Here is an 18,582-nt window from a genome sequence, read left to right on the forward strand (position 1 = left end):
TGCGCCGCTCATGCCGCACCCCCCGCGTCTGCACTCGCCGCATTGGCTGTGCGATACGAGAAGGCGATGATCGGCCCGAGCGTCGCGCCACCTGCCCAATACGCGCGACCCGATGCCGAAGCCACGCAGTTGCCAACGCCATACAGCCCCGGGATCGGCTTGTCGCTGCCGTCGAGCACGCGGCCGTGCGTGTCGGTCTTCGGCCCGCCCTTGGTGTCGAGCGTGCCCGACACCACCAGCGCGGCGTAATACGGCCCGGTGTCCGACAGCGGCCACATCGTCGGATTGGCGCGCCCGGGCTCGTCCTTCACGTCGCCGTTGAAGAGCAGTTCCACGGCACGCTCGCCGCGCTTGAAGTCCAGGTCCTTGCCGGTCTTCGCGAACCCGTTGAAACGCGTGATCGACGCCTGCAGGTTCGCCAGGAAGTCCGGCGACGGCCGCGCCCCGCCGATCACGCCGGCGTACTTGGCGAAGCGCTCGTCGATCGCGCGGGCCAGCTCCGCAAGCGTGTTGCCCTTGATGACGTGGCGATCGTCCGTGCCCGGCGGCACGATCAGCCGGCCGTATTCGGCGCTGGCCGAGTTCTGCTGCGAGCGCTGGTCCCACACCGCGACACGGACCAGGTCGGGGTACTCGGCCTTCGCACCGTCCCACTCGAAGAAGGTCTGCGCCAGCTCGTTGTATTGCAGCTTCTCGTTGACGGTGCGGCGGCCGTACTTGTTGACGAACAGCATCGAGTCGCCGGCCACCGAGAACATGCCCGACATCGAGCCGTCCCGGGCGACCGCCTTCTCCAGCGGGATCGGGCAACTCCACGCATAGTTCATGTTGCGCAGTTGCGCGCCGAGCGGGCCGGCCATCTTCACGAAATCGCCTTCGTTGCTGGGTGTGGCGCAGCCGCCGTAGATCGGGCCGTTGAGGAAGTTCTTGCGCAGCTCCACGTTGTGCGTGAAACCACCCGTGGCGAAGATCACCGCCTTGCGGGCCCGCAGCCGCACCGTTGCGCCCAGCTCATCCTTGGCCTCGACGCCGATCACGCGGCCCGCGGGGCTCTGGATGATCTTCACGACGCGCATGCCGGTGCGGATCGGGATGCCTTCCTGCCTGGCCTTGGTGGACATGGTGCGCACCGCGACGAGGCCGCCATCGGACATGCTGGGAATCGCGCCGGCGGGAACCAGCACGCGACCCTTGGGCGCCTTGTCCTCGGGCAGTTCCGAAAAATAGTCCGGCACGTCGGGGCAGTGGCGATAGGGCAGCGCGCCCTTCGCGGCCAGCAACTCGGCGGCCGGCGAGGCGCTGTCGTAGATGGCCTCGCACATGTCGTACTCCCACTGCGTCAGTCCGAAGCGCGGATGAGAGGCGTCGTAGCCCTGGGGGTTCGACAGGCGGGCCACGTACTTGAGGAAGTCGGGCTTCGGATCGGCGACGCCGGCCTTCTTCATGGCCTCGTTGTTCGGCACCCAGTACCAGAAGGCCGCCTTCGCCGTCGTGCCACCGATGCTGCCGGCCTTCTCGAGGATCACGGCGCTGTTGCCCTGCCACCGCGCAAACAGCGCCGAGGCCAGGCCGCCGCAGCCACTCCCGCAGACCACCATGTCGAAGGTCTCGTCGAACTTCTGGGCCGGCTCGGCCGCCTCCACGGAAAGTCCCAGGGTCGCGGCCGCGGCGACCGCCGAAGTTGCACCTGCGTGCTGTATGAATCGTCGGCGCGAAGCTGCGCCGGCATCGGACCGTTTGGGGTCTGCCATGTCATGTCTCCTGGTGTGGGGCGATGCAGCGAGGCCGCTTCGCCCCGGATGCGAACGAGTTAGAACTGGACGGGGATTTCCGGGCTTTCGCCCTTCTGGATTTCGTACACCAGCGTCGGCGAGCCGTTCTCCCAGACCAGCAGCATCGAGCGCTTCGGGCTGAAGCCCTGATGGCGGCAGTAGGCAGGCATGGCGGACATGTCGCCGGCCTTCATGATCACGCGGGCCATGGGCTTGCCGGTGTTCTTGTCACCGCAGTCCCAGTGGATCTCGTCGGTCATCTGGAAGAACCACTCGACGCGGTCGTTGCCATGGATGATCGGCAGGATGTGCTCCTCGGTGGTCGGGCACATGTAGCTGTGCTTGACGACCGAGGTGAAGCTCGGGTTCCACGTCACCTGCGAGCGGCTCAGGAAGCCGAACAGGTTGAACGCATGCACGTCGTTCTCGAAGCCCGGCTCCGGATGCAGCTCGGGCTGCTCCTGCGGCACGTCGGCGAAGGCGCGATTGACCTTGGCGCCGCTCTCGTCGCTGCGCAGGTTCAAGTCGCCCTTCAGGCCCACGCAACGCTTGGCCAGTTCGCGGGCACGGGTGATCTTGGCAGTGTTGTTGCCGTTCTTGCGGCCATAAGGCGTGCCGGTTTCCTGCGGCGCCGAGAACGGGTCGAAGGTTTCGTTGGTCCAGTCGTCGAGCATTGCCTCGAAGGTGGCGCGGATCTGCGCAGTCGGGAAGTTCTCCAGCATGTCGATGCCCGCTTCCTTCATCGTGCCGTTGTAGCTGCCGGCATACATGTCGACCGACTGGTAGTGGTTGACCGTGCCGACCACGTCGTCGAAGTTGACCCAGCCGTAGAAGAAGCCCCAGGCCACGTCGCGCATCAGGGCGCGCAGGTAGTTGCCGACATCCAGCGTGTGGCTCATCGGCCGGCCATCGCGGGTCTTCCAGGTGATGTGCGCGAAATACTCGTCGCGGCGGAAGCCGAAGCTGCCGAGCGAAAAATCCTTGTAGCCAAGCGAGGCGTCGGGCTGCGACGCGATCACCTTGGCGAGTTCTGCGGGTGCGTTCATGGTGTGTGTGCTCCTGATGACGATGTCGATGGGTTCATTGCATCTGGCAGATCTCGGACCACTTCTCGACCGAGAGGTCGCCCTTGCAGCTTTGCAGCACGATCACGCCGGGGTCGCCCTGCGTGCGGAACTGGTAGGCGGTGTTCTTCGGCAGCAGGCCCTGGTGGCCGCGCGACAGCTTCATCCAGCCCATCTTCTTGCCCTTGGGTTCGCCCTTGACGAGCACCGCGCCGTTCTTTTCGGCATCGGCCACGGTCTGGCTCGCATCGAGCTGCACCAGGTGCACTTCGACATCGCCGTCCATCACGAGCGCGAACTCGTCATGCGCACAGGTGTACCAGGGCGAAGTGCCTTCGGCGCGCAGCGTCTCCAGCACATAGATCTGGTTCTGGCCGAACACGACCTTCTCGTACGGCTTGCTGCGATTGGCGATGTCGAAGCAATTGGAGAAAGCGTAGTGGCGCACGTCATCGGCGATCGGCTCGACGCGGCCCTTCTCGAAGTTCTTCAAGGACCCGAAGCGGGTTTGGTAGGCGGTGGCTGGCATGCAGTTGTCTCCTGGGGTCGAAGGTGCAGCGGCGCTGCGGATGACCGAACTGTAGGGAGGGGGCGTTGCGAGCGGTAGGCGCTAAATTCGAACCGCATTGTTCGGGGATTGCGTCCAATCGGCAGGGTTTACACGGGGACAGGCGGGCAGCCGGCAGCCTTCCCGGCCCAATTTCTCCGCCCTGCTCCGCCTGCCCCGCTTCCCGGCACAAGACCGCCAGAAAAAAAGGGGAGTTCGCCTAACATGGACGCATGCACGAACTCCTGCAGCGCACCGCCGGCCTTCCTGAAATCACGCTGGCGCCTGGCGACACTTTGGTGCGCGAAGGCGAATCCGGCGATGGCCTCTGGATCCTCATTTCGGGGACATTGCAGGTCAGCAAGGCGGGCACCGCCATCAGTTCCGTCAGCCGTCCGGGCGCAGCCATCGGCGAAATCTCTCTACTGCTGAATTCACCCTACAGCGCCACCGTCGTGGCGAGTGAGCCGTGCGTTCTTCGCTACGCGGCCGATGGGCACGCCTTGCTGATGAGCAACCCCGCCATCACGCGACTCATCGCCGTGGGCCTGGCCGAACGCCTGGCCTTCGTCACGACGTATCTCGCCGATTTGAAGAACCAGTACGGCGATTCGCCCGGCCTCGCGATGGTGTCGGATGTGCTGAATCAACTGGCACACCGCCAGGGCCCGCAGGTGCGGCCGGGTTCGGAGAGAGAGCCGAATCCCGACTATTGAAGGCGGCGCTCCTCAAAACACCGAGCGCGCAGGCGCGCGTTGCGCCCCCAAGGCCAGCGCTTCCTCGCCCATCATCGAGTGCCACGATGCGGTGCCCTCCGCCAGGTCGATCACGATGTGCGCGGGCACCGGCCCGATCTGCCTTCCGGCGTTGAAGACCCAGGTAGTGCCGATGCGGTCCGCCCAGGCGCCCGCCGGTTTGAAAGGCGGCTCGTGCACATGTCCGGTCAACACCAGGTCGGGTTGGAACCTCGCGATCCAGGCTGCGACGTCCGCGTCGCCGTACTCCCGCTTGCCCGTCCAGCAGGTGGGCGAGCCGACCGGCGGCCAGTGATAGACCCAGACCCAGCGCGCCGGGCGTCGCTGCGCATCGGCGGCCAGTTGCAGTTCGAGCGCGGCCCGGCCCGCCGGGCCGTCCCACCACGGACAGATCGTGATCAGGGTGTCGCCGATCACCAATGAATCGCCGTCCGTGTAGACACCGGTGCGGCGGCTCTCCGGCAACCACAGCGCCGCCTTTTCGCCGTGAGGGTCCGGCCCCGTCAGGTCGTGGTTGCCCGATGCAAGCACCAGCGAGGTGCCTGGCTTCATCAGCGAAAAGTAGCGCAGCAGGACGACCGACTGCGCGTCGAGCGACACCGGCGAACTCACGTCCAGGTGATCGCCGGCGAGCACCACGAGGTCGAAGGACGGTGCCAGGCGGACCACCCAGTCGAGCTGGGGCAATGTGTAGTGGAGGTCGGAGACAAGGAGGATGCGCACTGAGTCAGCTGCCAGCAAGGTTCGCACCAGCTTGTCAGCCGCCGCATCCGGCGCCAGACTCGAGCCGTTCACGAGGACTCATCACCATGGACTTGACCCGGTCGACAGAGGCAGCCCCAACCTCGCGCGCGCAGATCGAAGCGATGTCGCTCGAAGGCATCAACCCGGCCGATCCGCAATGGTTCGTCGACGACACCATCGGCGACCTGTTCCAGCGCCTGCGCCGGGAAGACCCGGTGCACCGATCGCACAGCCCGGTCGAGGGCATCGGCGACTATTGGTCGGTAACCCGCTACCGGGACATCATGCAGGTGGAGACGCACCACGACATCTACTCGTCGGACTGGAGCCTCGGCGGCATCACGCTGATGGACTTCCCGCCGGGCGAACAGCAATTGCAGATGTTCATCGCGATGGACCCACCCAGGCACGACGAGCAGCGCAAGGTGGTGAGCCCCATCGCGGCGCAGCCCAATCTCGACGGCTGGGAAAGCCTCATCCGCGAACGCACCTGCAAGGTGCTCGACGGCCTGCCGCGCGGCGAGACCTTCGACTGGGTCGACCGGGTGTCGATCGAGTTGACCGGCATGATGCTCGCCACGCTGTTCGACTTTCCGCAGGAGGAGCGACGCAAGCTCACCTACTGGTCGGACATCGCCACCTCGAACAAGCTCACCAACCCCGACGCGCCGGAGCCCGAGGTTCGCATGGCCGGGTTGCGCGAGATGCTCGGCTACTTCATGAAGCTGTGGAACGAGCGGGTGAACGCGCCGCCACGCCCCGACCTGGTCTCGATGCTGGCGCACAGCCCGACGACGCGCGACATGACGCCGATGGAATACATGGGCAACCTGGTGCTGCTCATCGTCGGCGGCAACGACACGACGCGCAGCACCATGACCGGTGGCCTGCTCGCGATGCTGCGCCACCCCGGGGAGATGAAGAAGCTGCGCGCCGACCCTTCGCTTGTCGGCAGCATGATCACCGAGATCATCCGCTGGCAGACCCCGCTGGCCTACATGCGCCGCACCGCCACGCAAGACACCGAACTGGGCGGCAAGCAGATCCGCAAGGGCGACAAGCTGGCGCTGTGGTACCTGTCGGCCAACCGGGACGACGCGATGATCAAGGATCCGTACAAGTTCATCATCGACCGGCCCATGCCGCGGCTTCATCTGTCTTTCGGCTTCGGCATCCATCGCTGCGTCGGCAACCGGATCGCCGATCTGCAATTGCGGGTGTTGTGGGAAGAACTGCTGAAGCGCTTCGACAACATCGAGATCGTCGACGAGCCGAAGCGGGTGCGCTCCTCCTTCGTGCACGGGTTCACGCACTTGCCGGTGCGAATCGTCAACTGACGCGGTCAGTCGAAGATCAGCTCGACGGGAATCAGTTCCTTCTCGATCATCGCCGCGTCCCATGGCGGCACCTTGGCAAACGCGGCCCCGATCTGCTCGATGAACAGCTTCAGCTTGAAGGCATTGCGCGACGTGCCCGCGTACACCGCGCTCAGCGAGAACGACGACAGCGCGTGGTCGGCCAGCACCACCTCCAGGTCGCCGCGCAGGATGGCGTCGCCCGCCACCATCGTCGGCAGGCAGACGATGCCGGCATGGTCGAGCGCGTACTCGCGCAGCAAGTGCACGCTGTTGGTCAGCAGCGCGGCGCTCATGTAGAGCGTGACCTGTTCGCCCTGGTGGTGGAAGGTCCAGCGGTCGCGCGTCGGATAGCCCGAGTAGAGGCCCAGCGAGTGCTTGTGCAACTCGCGCGGGGTCTGGGGCCGGCCGTGCCCCTTGAGATATTCCGGCGTCGCGCAGAACACGCGGCGCACCGGAAACAGCGGCCTTGAAATCAGCTCGGTGGATGCCGCCGGGAAAATCTGCAAGGCGCAATCGACCCCCGCCTTCACCGGGTCGACCACCGCATCGCTGACGATCAATTCCAGCCGGATGTCCGGATAGTTGGTCTGGAACTCGCGCAGCAGCGCCGCGAAGTGACCCAGCACGAATCCGGTCAGCGCATGGATGCGCAGCGTGCCGGTGGGGCCGGCACGCGCGTCGCGCATCTGGTCGAACACGTTGTTGGCACGCCCGACCAGTTCCGTGCAGTCGCGCAGGAAGGCCTGCCCGACGTCGCTGAGCCGCACCACCCGCGTGCTGCGGTGGAACAGCGGCGCACCGACATGGTCTTCGAGTTGCTTGATCCGGCTGGTGATGACCGACTTGGCCACCCGCAATTGCCGGCCAGCCTCGGCAAAGCTCTGCGTCTGCGCGACGCGCACGAAGGTCTCTATGTTCTCAAGTCGGTCCATGGGGGCGGTCCAGCAGCTCCATCACTTCCTCGTCGGTAGTCTGGGAGAAGTCCGTATACCACTTGCCGACGGCGTGGAAGTGCGCCGGCGTGAAGAGGCATATCACCTCGTCCGCCTCGCCGCGCAACAGCGCAGCCGCTTCGACCGAGGCGACAGGGCTGCACACGATGATGCAGGCAGGTTGCAGCAGACGCAGCGCGCGCACGGCGGCGCGCATCGTCGAGCCGGTTGCCAGGCCGTCGTCGACCAGCAAGACCTTGCAGCCGCGCACGTCCAGCGCGGGCCGGCGGCTGTGGTATTGCCGCTCGCGCCGTTCCAGTTCGGCGCGCTCGGCCTGCACCACGCGGGCGATGGCGGCGTCGCTGAGGCCGAGCTGGCGCACCACTTCGTCATCGAGGACTTGCATGTGTCCCGTGGCGATGGCCCCCATCGCGTACTCCTCATGGCCAGGCACGCCGAGCTTCCGGACGACGAACACATCGAGCGGCGCGTGCAGCGCCTCAGCCACCTCGAAGGCCACCGGAACGCCGCCGCGCGGCAACGCCAGGACGCGCACGTCCGGCTGGTCGGCGTACGCAGCCAGGGATTGCGCAAGCGCGCGGCCGGCGGCGCGCCTGTCCCGGAATTCATGGATTGCCATGGCAAAGGCCCAGCAACTCCAGCGCCCGACGATGCGTGGAGGAAAGCGGGTTGGCGAGCTCGTCGAGCACGTTCATGTGATTGCGACCGGTTTCGCTTTCCGCCGCGATCACGACGCGCGGGCCCCACGCCCCGGAGATCAGCGCAGCCTGGCGGTGGAACTCCTCGCTCTCGTCGCCGCCCACCACCGTGACGAGCGATCCACACGAGGGCGCAGGCATGGCCGCAGGGCTCAGTCGCAAGGCGGACGCTTCGCTCAGCCCGAGGTCGGGAGCCAGGAACGGCGTGTGGCGCAGTGACTCCAACTCGTACAGGCCCGAGATCGACAGGGCCGACTTCACCAGGTCCGCCGGCAGGTCGGCCGCGACAGTGGGCCAGTCGCAGGCCAACAGCATCGTGGCCAGGTGGCCGCCAGCCGAATGGCCGGCCACGACGATGCGTGCGGGATCGCCGCCATGCTCTGACGCACGCCGGTGAACCCAGGCGAGCGCCTGCACCAGTTGCAGCACGATGTGCTCGATGCTGACCGCCGGGCACAGCGCGTAGTTGAGCATCACGACCGTCGCGCCCGCCTCGACCAGCGGCGGGGCGATGAAGGCATGGTCGCGCTTGTCCAGCGCGCGCCAGTAGCCGCCGTGGATGTAGACGAAAACCGGGGCGCCGGGGCCTTGCGCGGGAAGGATGTCGAGGCGCTCGCTCGGATCGTCGCCGTAGGCCAGGTCCAGCACCCAGCCGGGTTGCTGCAATGCACTCGCGGATGCATCGGCCCAATGCTGGAGGATGGCCGGGTGCCCGGGGATGCGGGCGCGGTTGTTGTATTGCGTGTCGAACCACTCCGGCGGCCGGCGGGTTGCCCGGGGCATGCGAGCGCCTTGGGTCGGTTGCCCCGATTCGCGCAGCGCGGCGTCGATCAGCGCGTCGGCCATCCACAGCGCCGTGCGCTCCACCTCGCGGTCGCGCAGCCCCCAGATGTCCTTCAGGATCACGTACGGCTCGATGCCGTAGACAACGGACAGGGCATGGTGAAGCCGGTCGCGCACCGACGGACGCATCAGCGGCGCAAGCGGCTCGATGGCGTGCTCCAGGATCCGCACGCGGTGGCCGCGCCGATAGGGCTCTTCCTCGAGCAGGCCGGCGCGCTCCAGGCCCCACTGCTCCAGCGAGAGTTGCGCCGCCGCGCGCAACTGCGCCTCGAACTCCTTGAACCGCGGAAAGGTCTGCAGGAACAACTCATGCACCCGCTCCCGGCCGTTGGGGTTGTCCGAGGCCAGCTTGCGGACCGGTCCGAGCGAGCTGTCGATCACCGCCGTCACCAGCGCGCTGCGGCTCGGAAAGTAGCGATACGCCGTCGCGCGCGACACCCTCGACCGCGCCGCGGCTTCCGCCACCGAGGGGATGTGCCCACTCTCCTTGATGATGTCCATGGCCGTATCGAGCAGCAGCTTGAACGTGGCGGCCTTGACCCCGCGTTCAGGCGGCGTCGGCGGTTCGCTCAGCTTGTGTTTCAGTCGTGCCATCGGGTTTGTACGGGTCCGGAGCGGCCCGGGTCTGCTTGTGAATTTCTGTGGCCGGCCCGTATGATGCAGCGATCCCGATTTGAGATGCAAGTCTCAAACCTGACTTCCAAGATCCCGAGGCGACCGGCCCGAGCCGGCCCGACCCGGGGCAACATGGAGACAAAAGTCAATGCGCCTGGCCAGCTGGAATTGGGGTGGTCGCGACTACGTGGGCACGATCTCGCCGGATGGGCGGGAGGCCACGCCGCTGGGCGTGCGTGACGCGTCGCGCGGCGCCCTTCCCCTGATCCAGGCACTGGCCGACGGCGAGCCCTTGCCGCCTCCATCGGGCACGCGGCTCCCGGCCGAACTGGTCACGCTGCGCTCGCCGCTGCCGCGCCCGCTGCGCAGCATTTTTTGCGTGGGCCGCAACTACCGCGCGCATGCAGCCGAACTGGCCGGCACGGTGTTCCGCGCCGCCATGCCCGAAACCGATCCGTGGCCCATCGTCTTCGGCAAGCTCGGCGAATGCGTGATCGGCCCGCGCGACGCGGTTCGGCTGCCCCCGCCTTCCGTGTCGGTGCAGATCGACTACGAATCCGAGTTGGCCGTGGTCATCGGGCGCGGCGGGCGCGACATTCCGGCCTCGCGGGCAATGGACCATGTCTTTGGCTACACCGTTGTCAACGATGTCACTGCGCGCGACGTGCAGATGCGCCACCAGCAGTGGGACCTGGGCAAGAGCTTCGACACCTTCTGCCCGATGGGCCCGTGGATCGTGACGGCCGACGAACTCGACGGCCGCGCCACCCGCGTGCGCGGCTGGGTCAACGGTGCGCTGCGGCAGGACGGGCAGACGCGCGACATGATTTTCGACATCCCCACGCTGATCGAGACCTGCTCGCGTGGCATCACGCTGCACCCCGGCGACGTGATCGCGACCGGCACGCCGTCCGGTGTCGGCATGGGGCAGAACCCGCCGCAATGGCTCAGGTCCGGCGACGTGGTGCGCATTGAAATCGATGGCGTCGGGGTCATCGAGAACAGGTTCGAATAGACCATGAGCTTTCAATTGATCGACCGCATCGCGGTGGAAGAAGAAGGCGAAGGCCCGGCCGTCGTCTGCGTGCACGGGCTGGGCGGCAGTTCGAACACCTTCACGCCGCTGATGCCGGCGATGGCGCGGCATCGCGTGGTGCGCGTCGACTTGCCGGGCAGCGGCCGGTCGCAGCGGGCCGAGGGCGGCCTCACGATCGAGCGCTACGTCGCGACGACGCTCGACGTCTGCGATCGGCTCAAGGTCACGCGCGCGCACTGGGTGGGCCACTCGATGGGCAACATCGTCCTGCAGCACATCGCGGCGGCGCATCCCAGGCGGGTTGCAAGCCTGGCGATGTTCGGGCCGCTGATCACGCCGCCCGATGCCGCGCGCACCGCCATCAAGGCACGTGCGGCAAAGGCGCGCGAAGGTGCCGCCGGCATGCAGGACATCGCGCAGGCGCTGCTCCAGACATCGATCTCGGCCGACACGCGTGAGCGCCTGCCGATTGCCGTGGCCTACGTTCGCGAGAGCCTGATGCGGCAGGACGGCGACGCCTACGCGCGCAGCTGCGAGGCGCTGGCAGAGGCACAACCCGCCGCGGTGGACCAGATCGAGGCACCGGTGCTGCTGGTGACCGGCGACGAAGACGGCGTGGCGCCGCCGCAAGCCGTTCGCGCCATGGCCGACCGGCTGCACCGCGCCGCGAGCAAGCGCGTCGTGGTGCTGCCGCGCTGCGGGCACTGGACGCCGGTGGAGCGGCCCGAGGAGTGCCAGCGCGAACTGCGCGACTTTCTCGCGGCTACTGCAAGAAGCTGAACAGGAAGCCAGGCAAGGAGCCGAACATGGCCGATGTGATGTTCACCAACGTGAAGGTCTTCGACGGCGGCGGCGAGGCGCCGTTCATGGGCGACGTGCTGGTGCAAGGCAACCGAATCTCGCGCGTCGTGAAGACGGGCTACGGCGCGAGGTCGGCGCCTGTCAGCGGTGCGCAGGTGATCGACGGCGCCGGCGCCTTCCTGATGCCCGGCATGGTCGAGGCGCATACGCATTTCTCCTGGAACGACCAGCCCAGCCTCGACGCGATCCAGCGCATGCCGCCCGAAGAACACATCCTCTGGTGCGCCGAGGTCGCGAAGCGCTATCTCGACATGGGCTGGACCAGTTGCGTCGGTGCCGCCACCGCCAAGCCGCGACTGGACGTCGTGATCCGCAACGCGATCAACGACGGCACCATCGTCGGCCCGCGCTACCTCGCCGCGAGCCAGGAGATCACGGTGCCAGGCGGACTCGGCGACACCACGCAGCCGCACCTGCCGCAGCCCGAATTCGCCTTCGGGGCGATCGTCAGCGGCGCCGAGGAAATGCGCCGCTGCGTGCGCATGTTCTGCAAGTACGGCGTCGACTCGCTGAAGATCAATCTCTCTGGCGAATCGATCACGGGCATGCCGAGCGAGGCGAGCCAGTTCACCGAGGAAGAGGTCCGCGTCTGCGTCGAGGAAGCCAAGGCCTGGGGCAAGCGCGTCGCGGCGCATGCACGCTCGACCTGGTCGATCAAGCAATGCGTGAAGCAGGGCATCGAGGTGATCTACCACGCGAGCTTTACCGACGAAGAGGCGCTCGACATGCTCGAGGCGCACAAGATGGAGCATTTCATCGCGCCGGGCCTGGCCTGGCTGATCAACACCAGCCATCACGCCAGCCAATGGGGCCTGACGCCCGAGGTGACGCGCAAGATGGGCTATCACCGTGAGCTCGAGGCGGCCATCGAAAGCATGCGCGCGATGCGCAAACGCGGCATCCGAATCCTCCCCGGCGGCGATTACGGCTTTGCCTGGACGCCACACGGCACCAACGCGAAAGACCTGGAGTACTTCGTCAAGTACGTGGGCATGAGCACCATGGAAGCGCTGCTGTCGGCCACTGCCTGGGGCGGCCCGATGATGCGCATGGGCAAGGTGATCGGCTACATCCGGGAGGGCTACCTGGCCGACATCCTGTTGATCGACGGCGATCCGCTGGCGGACATCACGGTGCTGCAGGACAAGTCGCGGATCATGGCCGTCATGAAGGATGGCGAATTTCATCGCGCGCCGCCGGTGCGGCGTTCGCAAATGACGCGCTGGGCGGCATGAAATACCGACCCTTCCTCGTGCGCAGGACGCCCGACGTCATGGAATGGGCACAAGACAGGAGAAGCACATGAGCGATGTCGTCTTCACCAATGTCCGCATCCTCGACGGCACCGGGCAGAACCCGTACCCCGGCAGCGTGCTCGTTCGGGGCAATCGCATCCGCCAGGTCGGACGGAGTTCGGCGCCCATCTCGCCCGGCGGCGCGCAGATCATCGACGGTGCCGGCGCCACCCTGATGCCCGGCATGTGCGAGGCGCACACGCACTTCTCGTGGAACGACGCGGCCTCGCTCGCGGCCATCCAGACCATGCCGCTCGAAGAGCATGTGCTGTGGTGCGCCAAGGTCGCAAGGCGCTATCTGCAGGCCGGGTTCACCTCCTGCGTGGGCGCAGCGTGCGCCAAGCCGCGGCTCGACGTGGTGATTCGCAACGCGATCAACGCAGGGCAGATTCCCGGCCCGCGCTATCTCGCCGCCAGCCAGGAAATCACCGTGCTCGGCGGCCTCGGCGACGAGACCTTGCCGCACCTGCCCTTCCCCGAATTCAGCTTCGGCGTGAACGTCTGCGGCGCCGACGAAATGCGCAAGGCCGTTCGCATGTTCCTCAAGTACGGCGTCGATTCGGTCAAGCTCAATCTGTCGGGCGACAACTTCACGCCGCAGTCGCCAGCGGAAACGACCTGGATGCTCGATGAGGAAGTCGCCGCCGCGATGCGCGAGGTCAAGATCCGCGGCAAACGCGGCATCGCCCACGCGCGCTCGTCGGAAAGCGTGAAGCAGGCGCTGCGCCATGGCATCGACCTGATCTACCACGCCAGCTTCGCCGACAACGAGGCGCTCGACATGCTCGAGGCCGCGAAGGACCGCGTGTTCGTCGCGCCCGGCATTGCCATCCTGTACGCGATGCTGCACGAGGCCGAGGCCTATGGCATCACGCACGCGATGGCGGTGGACATGGGCTACGAGATCGAATGGGAAGCGGCGCTCGATTCGCTTTCCAAGATGCACAAGCGCGGCATCCGCGTGCTGCCCGGCGGCGACTACGGTTTTGCATTCACGCCGCATACGCAGAACGCGCGCGACCTCGAATTCTTCGTCAAGTACCTCGGCTTCACTCCGATGGAGGCGATCCGCTCGACCACTCTCTACGGCGGCCAGATCATGATGAAGCCCGACGAACTGGGCGTGCTGAAGGACGGCTACCTCGCCGACCTGCTGCTGGTCGACGGCGACCCGTTGGCCAACCTCTCGATCCTGCGCGACCCGAAGCGCATCCTCGCGGTGATGAAGGACGGCGAGTTTGCCAAGGCGCCGGAGATTGCCTCGCAACGGGCATGGGAGCGTGCTGCGTGAGCTTCAGACGCTGGCTTCCGTGGATCCTGTTCGGCGTGCCGGTCGCGGTGTTCGTGGTCTGGGCGATCTGGGACAACTACACGCTGTTCTTCAAGACCTTCCTGAACGGGCTCACGCTCGCGTCGCTCTACTTCCTGGTAGCGAGCGGCTTCACGCTGGTCTTCGGCCTGATGCGCAACGTCAACCTGGCGCACGGATCGCTCTACCTGATCGGCGCCTACATCGGCTGGTATGTCGGCGAGCACACAGGCTCCTGGGTGCTCGCGGTCGTCGCGGGCTTTCTTGCCGCCGCGGTGCTGGGGTTGCTGATGCAGGTGCTTGTGTTCCGGCACATGCAGGGGCAGGACTTGCGCCAGACACTGGTGACGATCGGCCTGTCGATCGTGCTGGCCGACATCGCGCTCTGGATCTGGGGCGCCGAGATCTACACCTTCGACCCGCCCTCCTGGATCTACGGCTCGACCACGCTGCCGCTGGTCAACAAGTTTCCGACCTATCGCATCTTTGTATTCGTCGCGTCCGTCGTGATCGGCGTCGGGCTGTGGCTCCTGCTCGCGCGCACGCGAGTCGGCATGATGATCCGCGCCGGCGTGGATGACCGGGGCATGCTGGCTGCGTCCGGCGTCAACGTGCAGCGCGTGTTTGCGCTGACCTTTGCGATCGGCGCGGGACTTGCCGGACTGGCCGGCGTGGTCGGCGGAACGGCCCTGTCGGTGTCGCCGGGCGAAGACACGCGCTATCTGCTCGCGTCGCTGGTGGTGGTGATCGTCGGCGGCATGGGCAGCGTCGTGGGGGCGGCGATCGGGGCGATGCTGATCGGGCTGGCCGAACAGTTCGGCCTTGCCTATGCACCGACCTACAGCGTGGTATTCACGTTCGTGATCATGGTGATCGCCCTCGCGTTCAAGCCGCGCGGGCTGATGGGGAGGAACACATGAGCCGCGCGGGGGCCGTCCGGTGAGCGCCGCGAAATGGCGTCGCGCCATGAATTCTTCCGCGGCCGCGGCGGAAGCGGCGCGTGGCGGGCGCGCGGTGCGCAACGCGGTCCTGGTGCATCCGGTGTCGACGCCATCGACGTCGGCGCCTGCACCGTCGCAACCCTGGTCCCGCTGGCGCGCCATGTTGCGCGCGATCAAGTGGCGCCACATCCTCGTCACGCTCTTCGTCTTCGCCTACCCGTTCGTCGCCACGCCCTTCTTCACCTTCCAGATCGGTGCGCAGTCGCTCGCACTCGGGCTCATCGCCTTGTCGCTCACCTTCCTCGGCGGCTACGGCGGCATGGTCTCGCTGGCGCAGATGACGGTCGCGGGCTTCGCGGCCTACATGCTGGCCATCTTCGGCACCAGCAGCAATGCAGTCATCAGCCTGGGCTGGCCCTGGTGGCTGGCGCTCGTCGTCGCGATCTCGCTGGCCACGCTGTTCGCCGCGGCGCTGGGCTGGCTGTCGGTGCGCACCGAAGGCATCTACACCATCATGATCACGCTTGCCGTGGGCGTGGCCTTCTTCTATCTCGCGCAGCAGAACTACACCCTCTTCAACGGCTTCCAGGGCTTCAGCAAGATCGCGCCGCCCACGCTGCTCGAGGTCAATTTCCGCGATCCGGTGCCCTTCTACTTCCTCGTGCTGGCCTGCGCGATGGCCGGCTACTTCTTCGTCAAGCACCTGATCCGCGCGCCCTTCGGCATCGCGCTGCAAGGCATTCGCGACAACCCGCGCCGCATGCAGGCGCTGGGCTTCAACGTGACGGCGCATCGGGTGGGCGCGTACGCGGTGGCGGGCTTCCTGGCGGCGGTCGGTGGCGTGCTGATGGTCTGGTACAACGGCCGCATCTCGCCCGGCACCGTGGGCACCGGCGCGATGATCAACATCCTCATCATCGCCGTGCTCGGCGGCATGAAGCACCCCATCGGCGGCTTCATCGGCGCGATCGTCTTCGTCCTGCTGCAGAACTTCGCCATCGACCTGGTCGACCGCGAACGCTTCAATCTCGTGATCGGCGGGGTCTTCCTCGCAATCGTGCTGTTTTCCCCGGATGGTTTGCTCGGCTTGTGGCAGGGCCTTCGCAACCGTGTGGGCAATGCTTCCCCCAACCGCGGCGCTGGCCGCATTCATCGATGACAAGAAGGAGCGAGACCATGAGCAGAGACAGAAGTTTGTTGTTCGCGCGCACCATCGTGGCGGCGGCAGCGCTGGTTTCCATCGGCGGCCTGGCGCAGGCGCAGGAGGTCTTGAAGATCGGCCTGCTGGCCACGCTGGAGGGGCCGTTCGCGGCACCCGGCCAGGACAGCATGCGCGGCGCCGATCTCGCCCTGAAGGACCATGGCGGCATGGCTGGCGGCAAGAAGATCGAGTTCATCAAGGTCTCGTCCGACGCCACGCCCGACAAGGCCGTGAACGCCACGCGCAAGGCGGTCGAACAGGACAAGGTGCCGATCATGATCGGCCCGCTGTCCGGCGACGAAGGCATCGCGGTCAAGAACTACGCGAAGACACAGCCGAACATCACCTTCATCAACGGCTCCTCGGGCGCGCAGGCCACGACGCTGCAGGACCCGGCCCCCAACTTCTATCGCTTCAACACCGAAGGCGCGCAGTGGATGGTGGGCCTGGGCGAGCAGGCGCTGGCCAAGGGCTACAAGAAGATCTACCTGGTGGCAGAGGACTACGGCTTCCCGTACTCGCAGGTGCAGGGCTTCATGGCCAGCTATTGCGCCAAGGGCGGCAAGGTGGTCGACAAGGCCTGGGTGCCGCTGGGCACCAAGGACTATGCGTCGGTGATCGCGAAGGCGCCGAAGGACATCGACGCGATGCTGGTCGTGCTCGGTGGCTCCGATGCGGTCAACTTCCTCACGCAGTACGAGCAGGCCGGTGGCGACAAGCCGATGATCGGCGGCTCGATCACGGTCGACCAGACGGTGCTCAACTACAAGGGCAAGCGGCGCGAATCGCTGCTCGGCACCATGTCGGCAGGGCCGATGGCCGACTCGATCGACACGCCCGAGTGGAAGAAGTTCGTGGCCGACTACAAGGCCACCTTCAAGGACGGCTTCCCGAGCCCGTCGCTGTTCGCCTACCTCTACTACATCAACACCAAGGCGACACTCGATGCGCTGGATGCGGTGAAGGGCGACCTGTCGGACGGCCAGAAGGCGTTTCGCGCAGCGCTGCAGAAAACCGACTTCAAGGGGCCGGCGGGCCAGGTGAAGATCGATGGCAACCGCAACGGCGTGGGCACCACCTACATCACCGAAGTGGCCAAGGCAGCCGACGGATCGTTCTACAACAAGGTGACGAAGTCGGTGCCCAACATCACGCAGACGCTGGGCCTGCCCGAAGCCGACTTCAAGAAGATGGGCCTCGGTACGCGCGACGTGCCGGACTGCCGCACCTAGCCGACTGCGAGGGACCATGGCATCGATCACCCCGCTCAGGTCCAGGGCGTCGCGCAGCGGCACCGATGCCGGCCCGCCCGCCGGCGCAGGAGCTGCCCGCCTGCAGTTGCTCTCGGGCGACGCGTTGCGGCTGGACGGGGTGACGCGTGCCTTCGGTGCGCTGCGTGCAGTCGACGACGTGTCGCTCACGGTCACGGCCGGGCAGAAGTACGCCATCCTCGGCTCGAACGGTGCCGGCAAGACAACGCTGTTCAACGCCATCACCGGCGACTTCCCGCCGACCGCGGGCCGCATCCATTTCTTCGGCGAAGACATCACGGACCTGCCGCCGCACGAACGCATCCGCAAGGGGCTGCGTCGCACCTACCAGTCTTCGCTGCTATTCCGCGACCTCACGGTGCGGGACAACCTCTTCCTCGCGGTGCGCGGCGTTGCCAGCGGCCGCGGCAGTTTCCTGCGCGCGCGCGCCAGCCATGCGTCGACGCGCGCGACCCATGATCTGCTCGATCGCACACGGCTCACACACATCGCCGACGAGCGCGTGGCCAACCTCGCGCACGGGCAGCAGCGGCAGCTTGAAATCGGCATGGCGCTGGCCGGTGCGCCGCGCCTCATCCTGTTCGACGAGCCTGCTGCGGGGCTCTCGCCGGGGGAACGGCGCGAACTCGTCGCGTTGCTGAAGTCGCTGCCGGCACACATGAGCTTCGTGCTGATCGAGCATGACCTCGACATCGCCCTGCGCGTGGTCGACCGCGTCACGGTGATGCACAACGGGCGCGAACTTCGCACCGGCACGCCGGACGATATCGAGAACGACGCGCAGGTGCAGTCGATCTACATGGGGAGCAAGCACTGATGGCCTGGTTCGGCACCGATCGCAGGGTCGCTGGCGACGGCGGGCCCGTGCTGGCCATAGACGGTCTCGACGTCTTCTATGGCCGCGCCCATGCGCTGCAAGGCGTGAGCCTGACGCTGGAGCGCGGCGTGCTGGGCATCGTCGGACGCAACGGCATGGGCAAGACCACGCTCTGCAACGCGATCACCGGCCTGGTGCCGGCGCGCGGCAGCGTGCGGCTGGCGGGCGAGGAGATCATGGGCCTCACGCCGAACGAGATCACCCGGCGCGGCATCGCCTACGTGCCGCAGGGCCGGCGGGTATGGCCCTCGCTGTCGGTGGACGAAACCTTGCGGCTGGTGGCCGGCAGGCGCCGGGACATCGGCCGCGTCTATGCGATGTTCCCGCGCCTGGCCGAGCGTCGCGGCCATGGCGGCGCGCAGTTGTCGGGCGGCGAACAGCAGATGCTCGCCATCGGCCGCGCGCTGCTGCTGAACCCCAGGCTGCTGGTCATGGACGAGCC

Annotated in this window: 17 protein-coding genes and 1 pseudogene; 11 read left to right on the forward strand and 7 right to left on the reverse strand. The window is 66.7% G+C overall.

All coding sequences use genetic code 11. From position 1 onward, the window contains the following. Positions 1 to 8: 8 nt before the first annotated feature. From WKW80_RS14340 to WKW80_RS14350, 3 genes are read right to left on the reverse strand one after another with little or no spacing between them, the layout of a single operon-like run. A complete protein-coding gene (locus WKW80_RS14340; RefSeq protein ID WP_340364242.1) occupies positions 9 to 1,751 on the reverse strand; it encodes an FAD-dependent oxidoreductase in 1,743 nt (580 codons plus the stop codon). 59 nt (positions 1,752 to 1,810) lie between these two features. Next, positions 1,811 to 2,818 (reverse strand): hydroxyquinol 1,2-dioxygenase, encoded by a 1,008-nt coding sequence (locus WKW80_RS14345; RefSeq protein ID WP_340364243.1) that lies wholly within the window; start codon positions 2,816 to 2,818, stop codon positions 1,811 to 1,813. A 34-nt stretch (positions 2,819 to 2,852) separates the two neighbouring features. Further along, complete coding sequence (locus WKW80_RS14350; RefSeq protein WP_340364244.1) at positions 2,853 to 3,365, reverse strand: cupin domain-containing protein; 513 nt, start codon at positions 3,363 to 3,365, stop codon at positions 2,853 to 2,855. Between the two features lie 251 nt (positions 3,366 to 3,616). Here WKW80_RS14350 and WKW80_RS14355 point away from each other — a divergent pair, with 251 nt between their 5' ends. After that, complete coding sequence (locus WKW80_RS14355; protein ID WP_340364245.1) at positions 3,617 to 4,099, forward strand: cyclic nucleotide-binding domain-containing protein; 483 nt, start codon at positions 3,617 to 3,619, stop codon at positions 4,097 to 4,099. Positions 4,100 to 4,111: 12 nt separating this feature from the next. Here the strand turns inward: WKW80_RS14355 and WKW80_RS14360 are convergent, their stop codons facing one another. Next, entirely contained in the window at positions 4,112 to 4,933 is an 822-nt protein-coding gene (locus WKW80_RS14360; protein WP_340364246.1) for a metallophosphoesterase family protein, read from the reverse strand. Between the two features lie 14 nt (positions 4,934 to 4,947). On the opposite strand from WKW80_RS14360, the gene WKW80_RS14365 reads away from it, so the two are divergent. Then, positions 4,948 to 6,219: a cytochrome P450 gene (locus WKW80_RS14365; RefSeq protein ID WP_340364247.1), complete on the forward strand. Its 1,272-nt coding sequence runs from the start codon at positions 4,948 to 4,950 to the stop codon at positions 6,217 to 6,219. A gap of 5 nt (positions 6,220 to 6,224) precedes the next feature. On the opposite strand, the gene WKW80_RS14370 is transcribed toward WKW80_RS14365, so the two are convergent. The 3 genes from WKW80_RS14370 to WKW80_RS14380 are packed head-to-tail and all read right to left on the reverse strand — an operon-like array spanning position 6,225 to position 9,328. Then, the gene (locus WKW80_RS14370) at positions 6,225 to 7,172 is read right to left on the reverse strand and encodes a LysR family transcriptional regulator (RefSeq protein WP_340364248.1); all 948 of its coding nucleotides are present in this window, start codon (positions 7,170 to 7,172) and stop codon (positions 6,225 to 6,227) included. Beyond that, a complete protein-coding gene (locus WKW80_RS14375) occupies positions 7,159 to 7,812 on the reverse strand; it encodes a phosphoribosyltransferase (protein ID WP_340364249.1) in 654 nt (217 codons plus the stop codon). Before WKW80_RS14375 ends, WKW80_RS14370 begins: the two co-directional genes overlap by 14 nt. Next, a complete protein-coding gene (locus WKW80_RS14380) occupies positions 7,799 to 9,328 on the reverse strand; it encodes an alpha/beta hydrolase fold domain-containing protein (protein WP_340364250.1) in 1,530 nt (509 codons plus the stop codon). Before WKW80_RS14380 ends, WKW80_RS14375 begins: the two co-directional genes overlap by 14 nt. Before the next feature lie 169 nt (positions 9,329 to 9,497). Between WKW80_RS14380 and WKW80_RS14385 the strand changes: the two genes are divergently transcribed. The 9 genes and pseudogenes from WKW80_RS14385 to WKW80_RS14425 all read left to right on the forward strand — a co-directional run. Next, a complete protein-coding gene (locus WKW80_RS14385; RefSeq protein ID WP_340364251.1) occupies positions 9,498 to 10,364 on the forward strand; it encodes a fumarylacetoacetate hydrolase family protein in 867 nt (288 codons plus the stop codon). A 3-nt stretch (positions 10,365 to 10,367) separates the two neighbouring features. Further along, positions 10,368 to 11,165: an alpha/beta fold hydrolase gene (locus WKW80_RS14390; protein ID WP_340364252.1), complete on the forward strand. Its 798-nt coding sequence runs from the start codon at positions 10,368 to 10,370 to the stop codon at positions 11,163 to 11,165. 26 nt (positions 11,166 to 11,191) lie between these two features. After that, positions 11,192 to 12,481, forward strand: coding sequence for a metal-dependent hydrolase family protein (locus WKW80_RS14395; protein WP_340364253.1), 1,290 nt, complete (start codon positions 11,192 to 11,194; stop codon positions 12,479 to 12,481). A gap of 67 nt (positions 12,482 to 12,548) precedes the next feature. Further along, positions 12,549 to 13,832 (forward strand): metal-dependent hydrolase family protein, encoded by a 1,284-nt coding sequence (locus WKW80_RS14400; RefSeq protein WP_340364254.1) that lies wholly within the window; start codon positions 12,549 to 12,551, stop codon positions 13,830 to 13,832. Continuing rightward, positions 13,829 to 14,770, forward strand: a complete 942-nt coding sequence (locus tag WKW80_RS14405; protein WP_340364255.1) for a branched-chain amino acid ABC transporter permease — start codon at positions 13,829 to 13,831, stop codon at positions 14,768 to 14,770. The genes WKW80_RS14400 and WKW80_RS14405 overlap by 4 nt, the downstream gene beginning before the upstream one ends. A gap of 46 nt (positions 14,771 to 14,816) precedes the next feature. Further along, on the forward strand, positions 14,817 to 15,950 hold the full coding sequence (locus WKW80_RS14410) for a branched-chain amino acid ABC transporter permease (protein ID WP_340364256.1): 1,134 nt from the start codon (positions 14,817 to 14,819) through the stop codon (positions 15,948 to 15,950). Between the two features lie 17 nt (positions 15,951 to 15,967). Further along, on the forward strand, positions 15,968 to 17,224 hold the full coding sequence (locus tag WKW80_RS14415) for an ABC transporter substrate-binding protein (RefSeq protein ID WP_340364257.1): 1,257 nt from the start codon (positions 15,968 to 15,970) through the stop codon (positions 17,222 to 17,224). A 16-nt stretch (positions 17,225 to 17,240) separates the two neighbouring features. After that, on the forward strand, positions 17,241 to 18,080 hold the full coding sequence (locus WKW80_RS14420; RefSeq protein ID WP_340364258.1) for an ABC transporter ATP-binding protein: 840 nt from the start codon (positions 17,241 to 17,243) through the stop codon (positions 18,078 to 18,080). Beyond that, positions 18,080 to 18,574 (forward strand): annotated as a pseudogene (locus WKW80_RS14425) (ABC transporter ATP-binding protein); the annotation flags it as partial. The gene WKW80_RS14420 and the pseudogene WKW80_RS14425, both read left to right, overlap by 1 nt. Positions 18,575 to 18,582: the final 8 nt, after the last annotated feature.

It is taken from the genome of Variovorax humicola, from assembly GCF_037889915.1.
Classification (GTDB): domain Bacteria; phylum Pseudomonadota; class Gammaproteobacteria; order Burkholderiales; family Burkholderiaceae_C; genus Variovorax; species Variovorax humicola.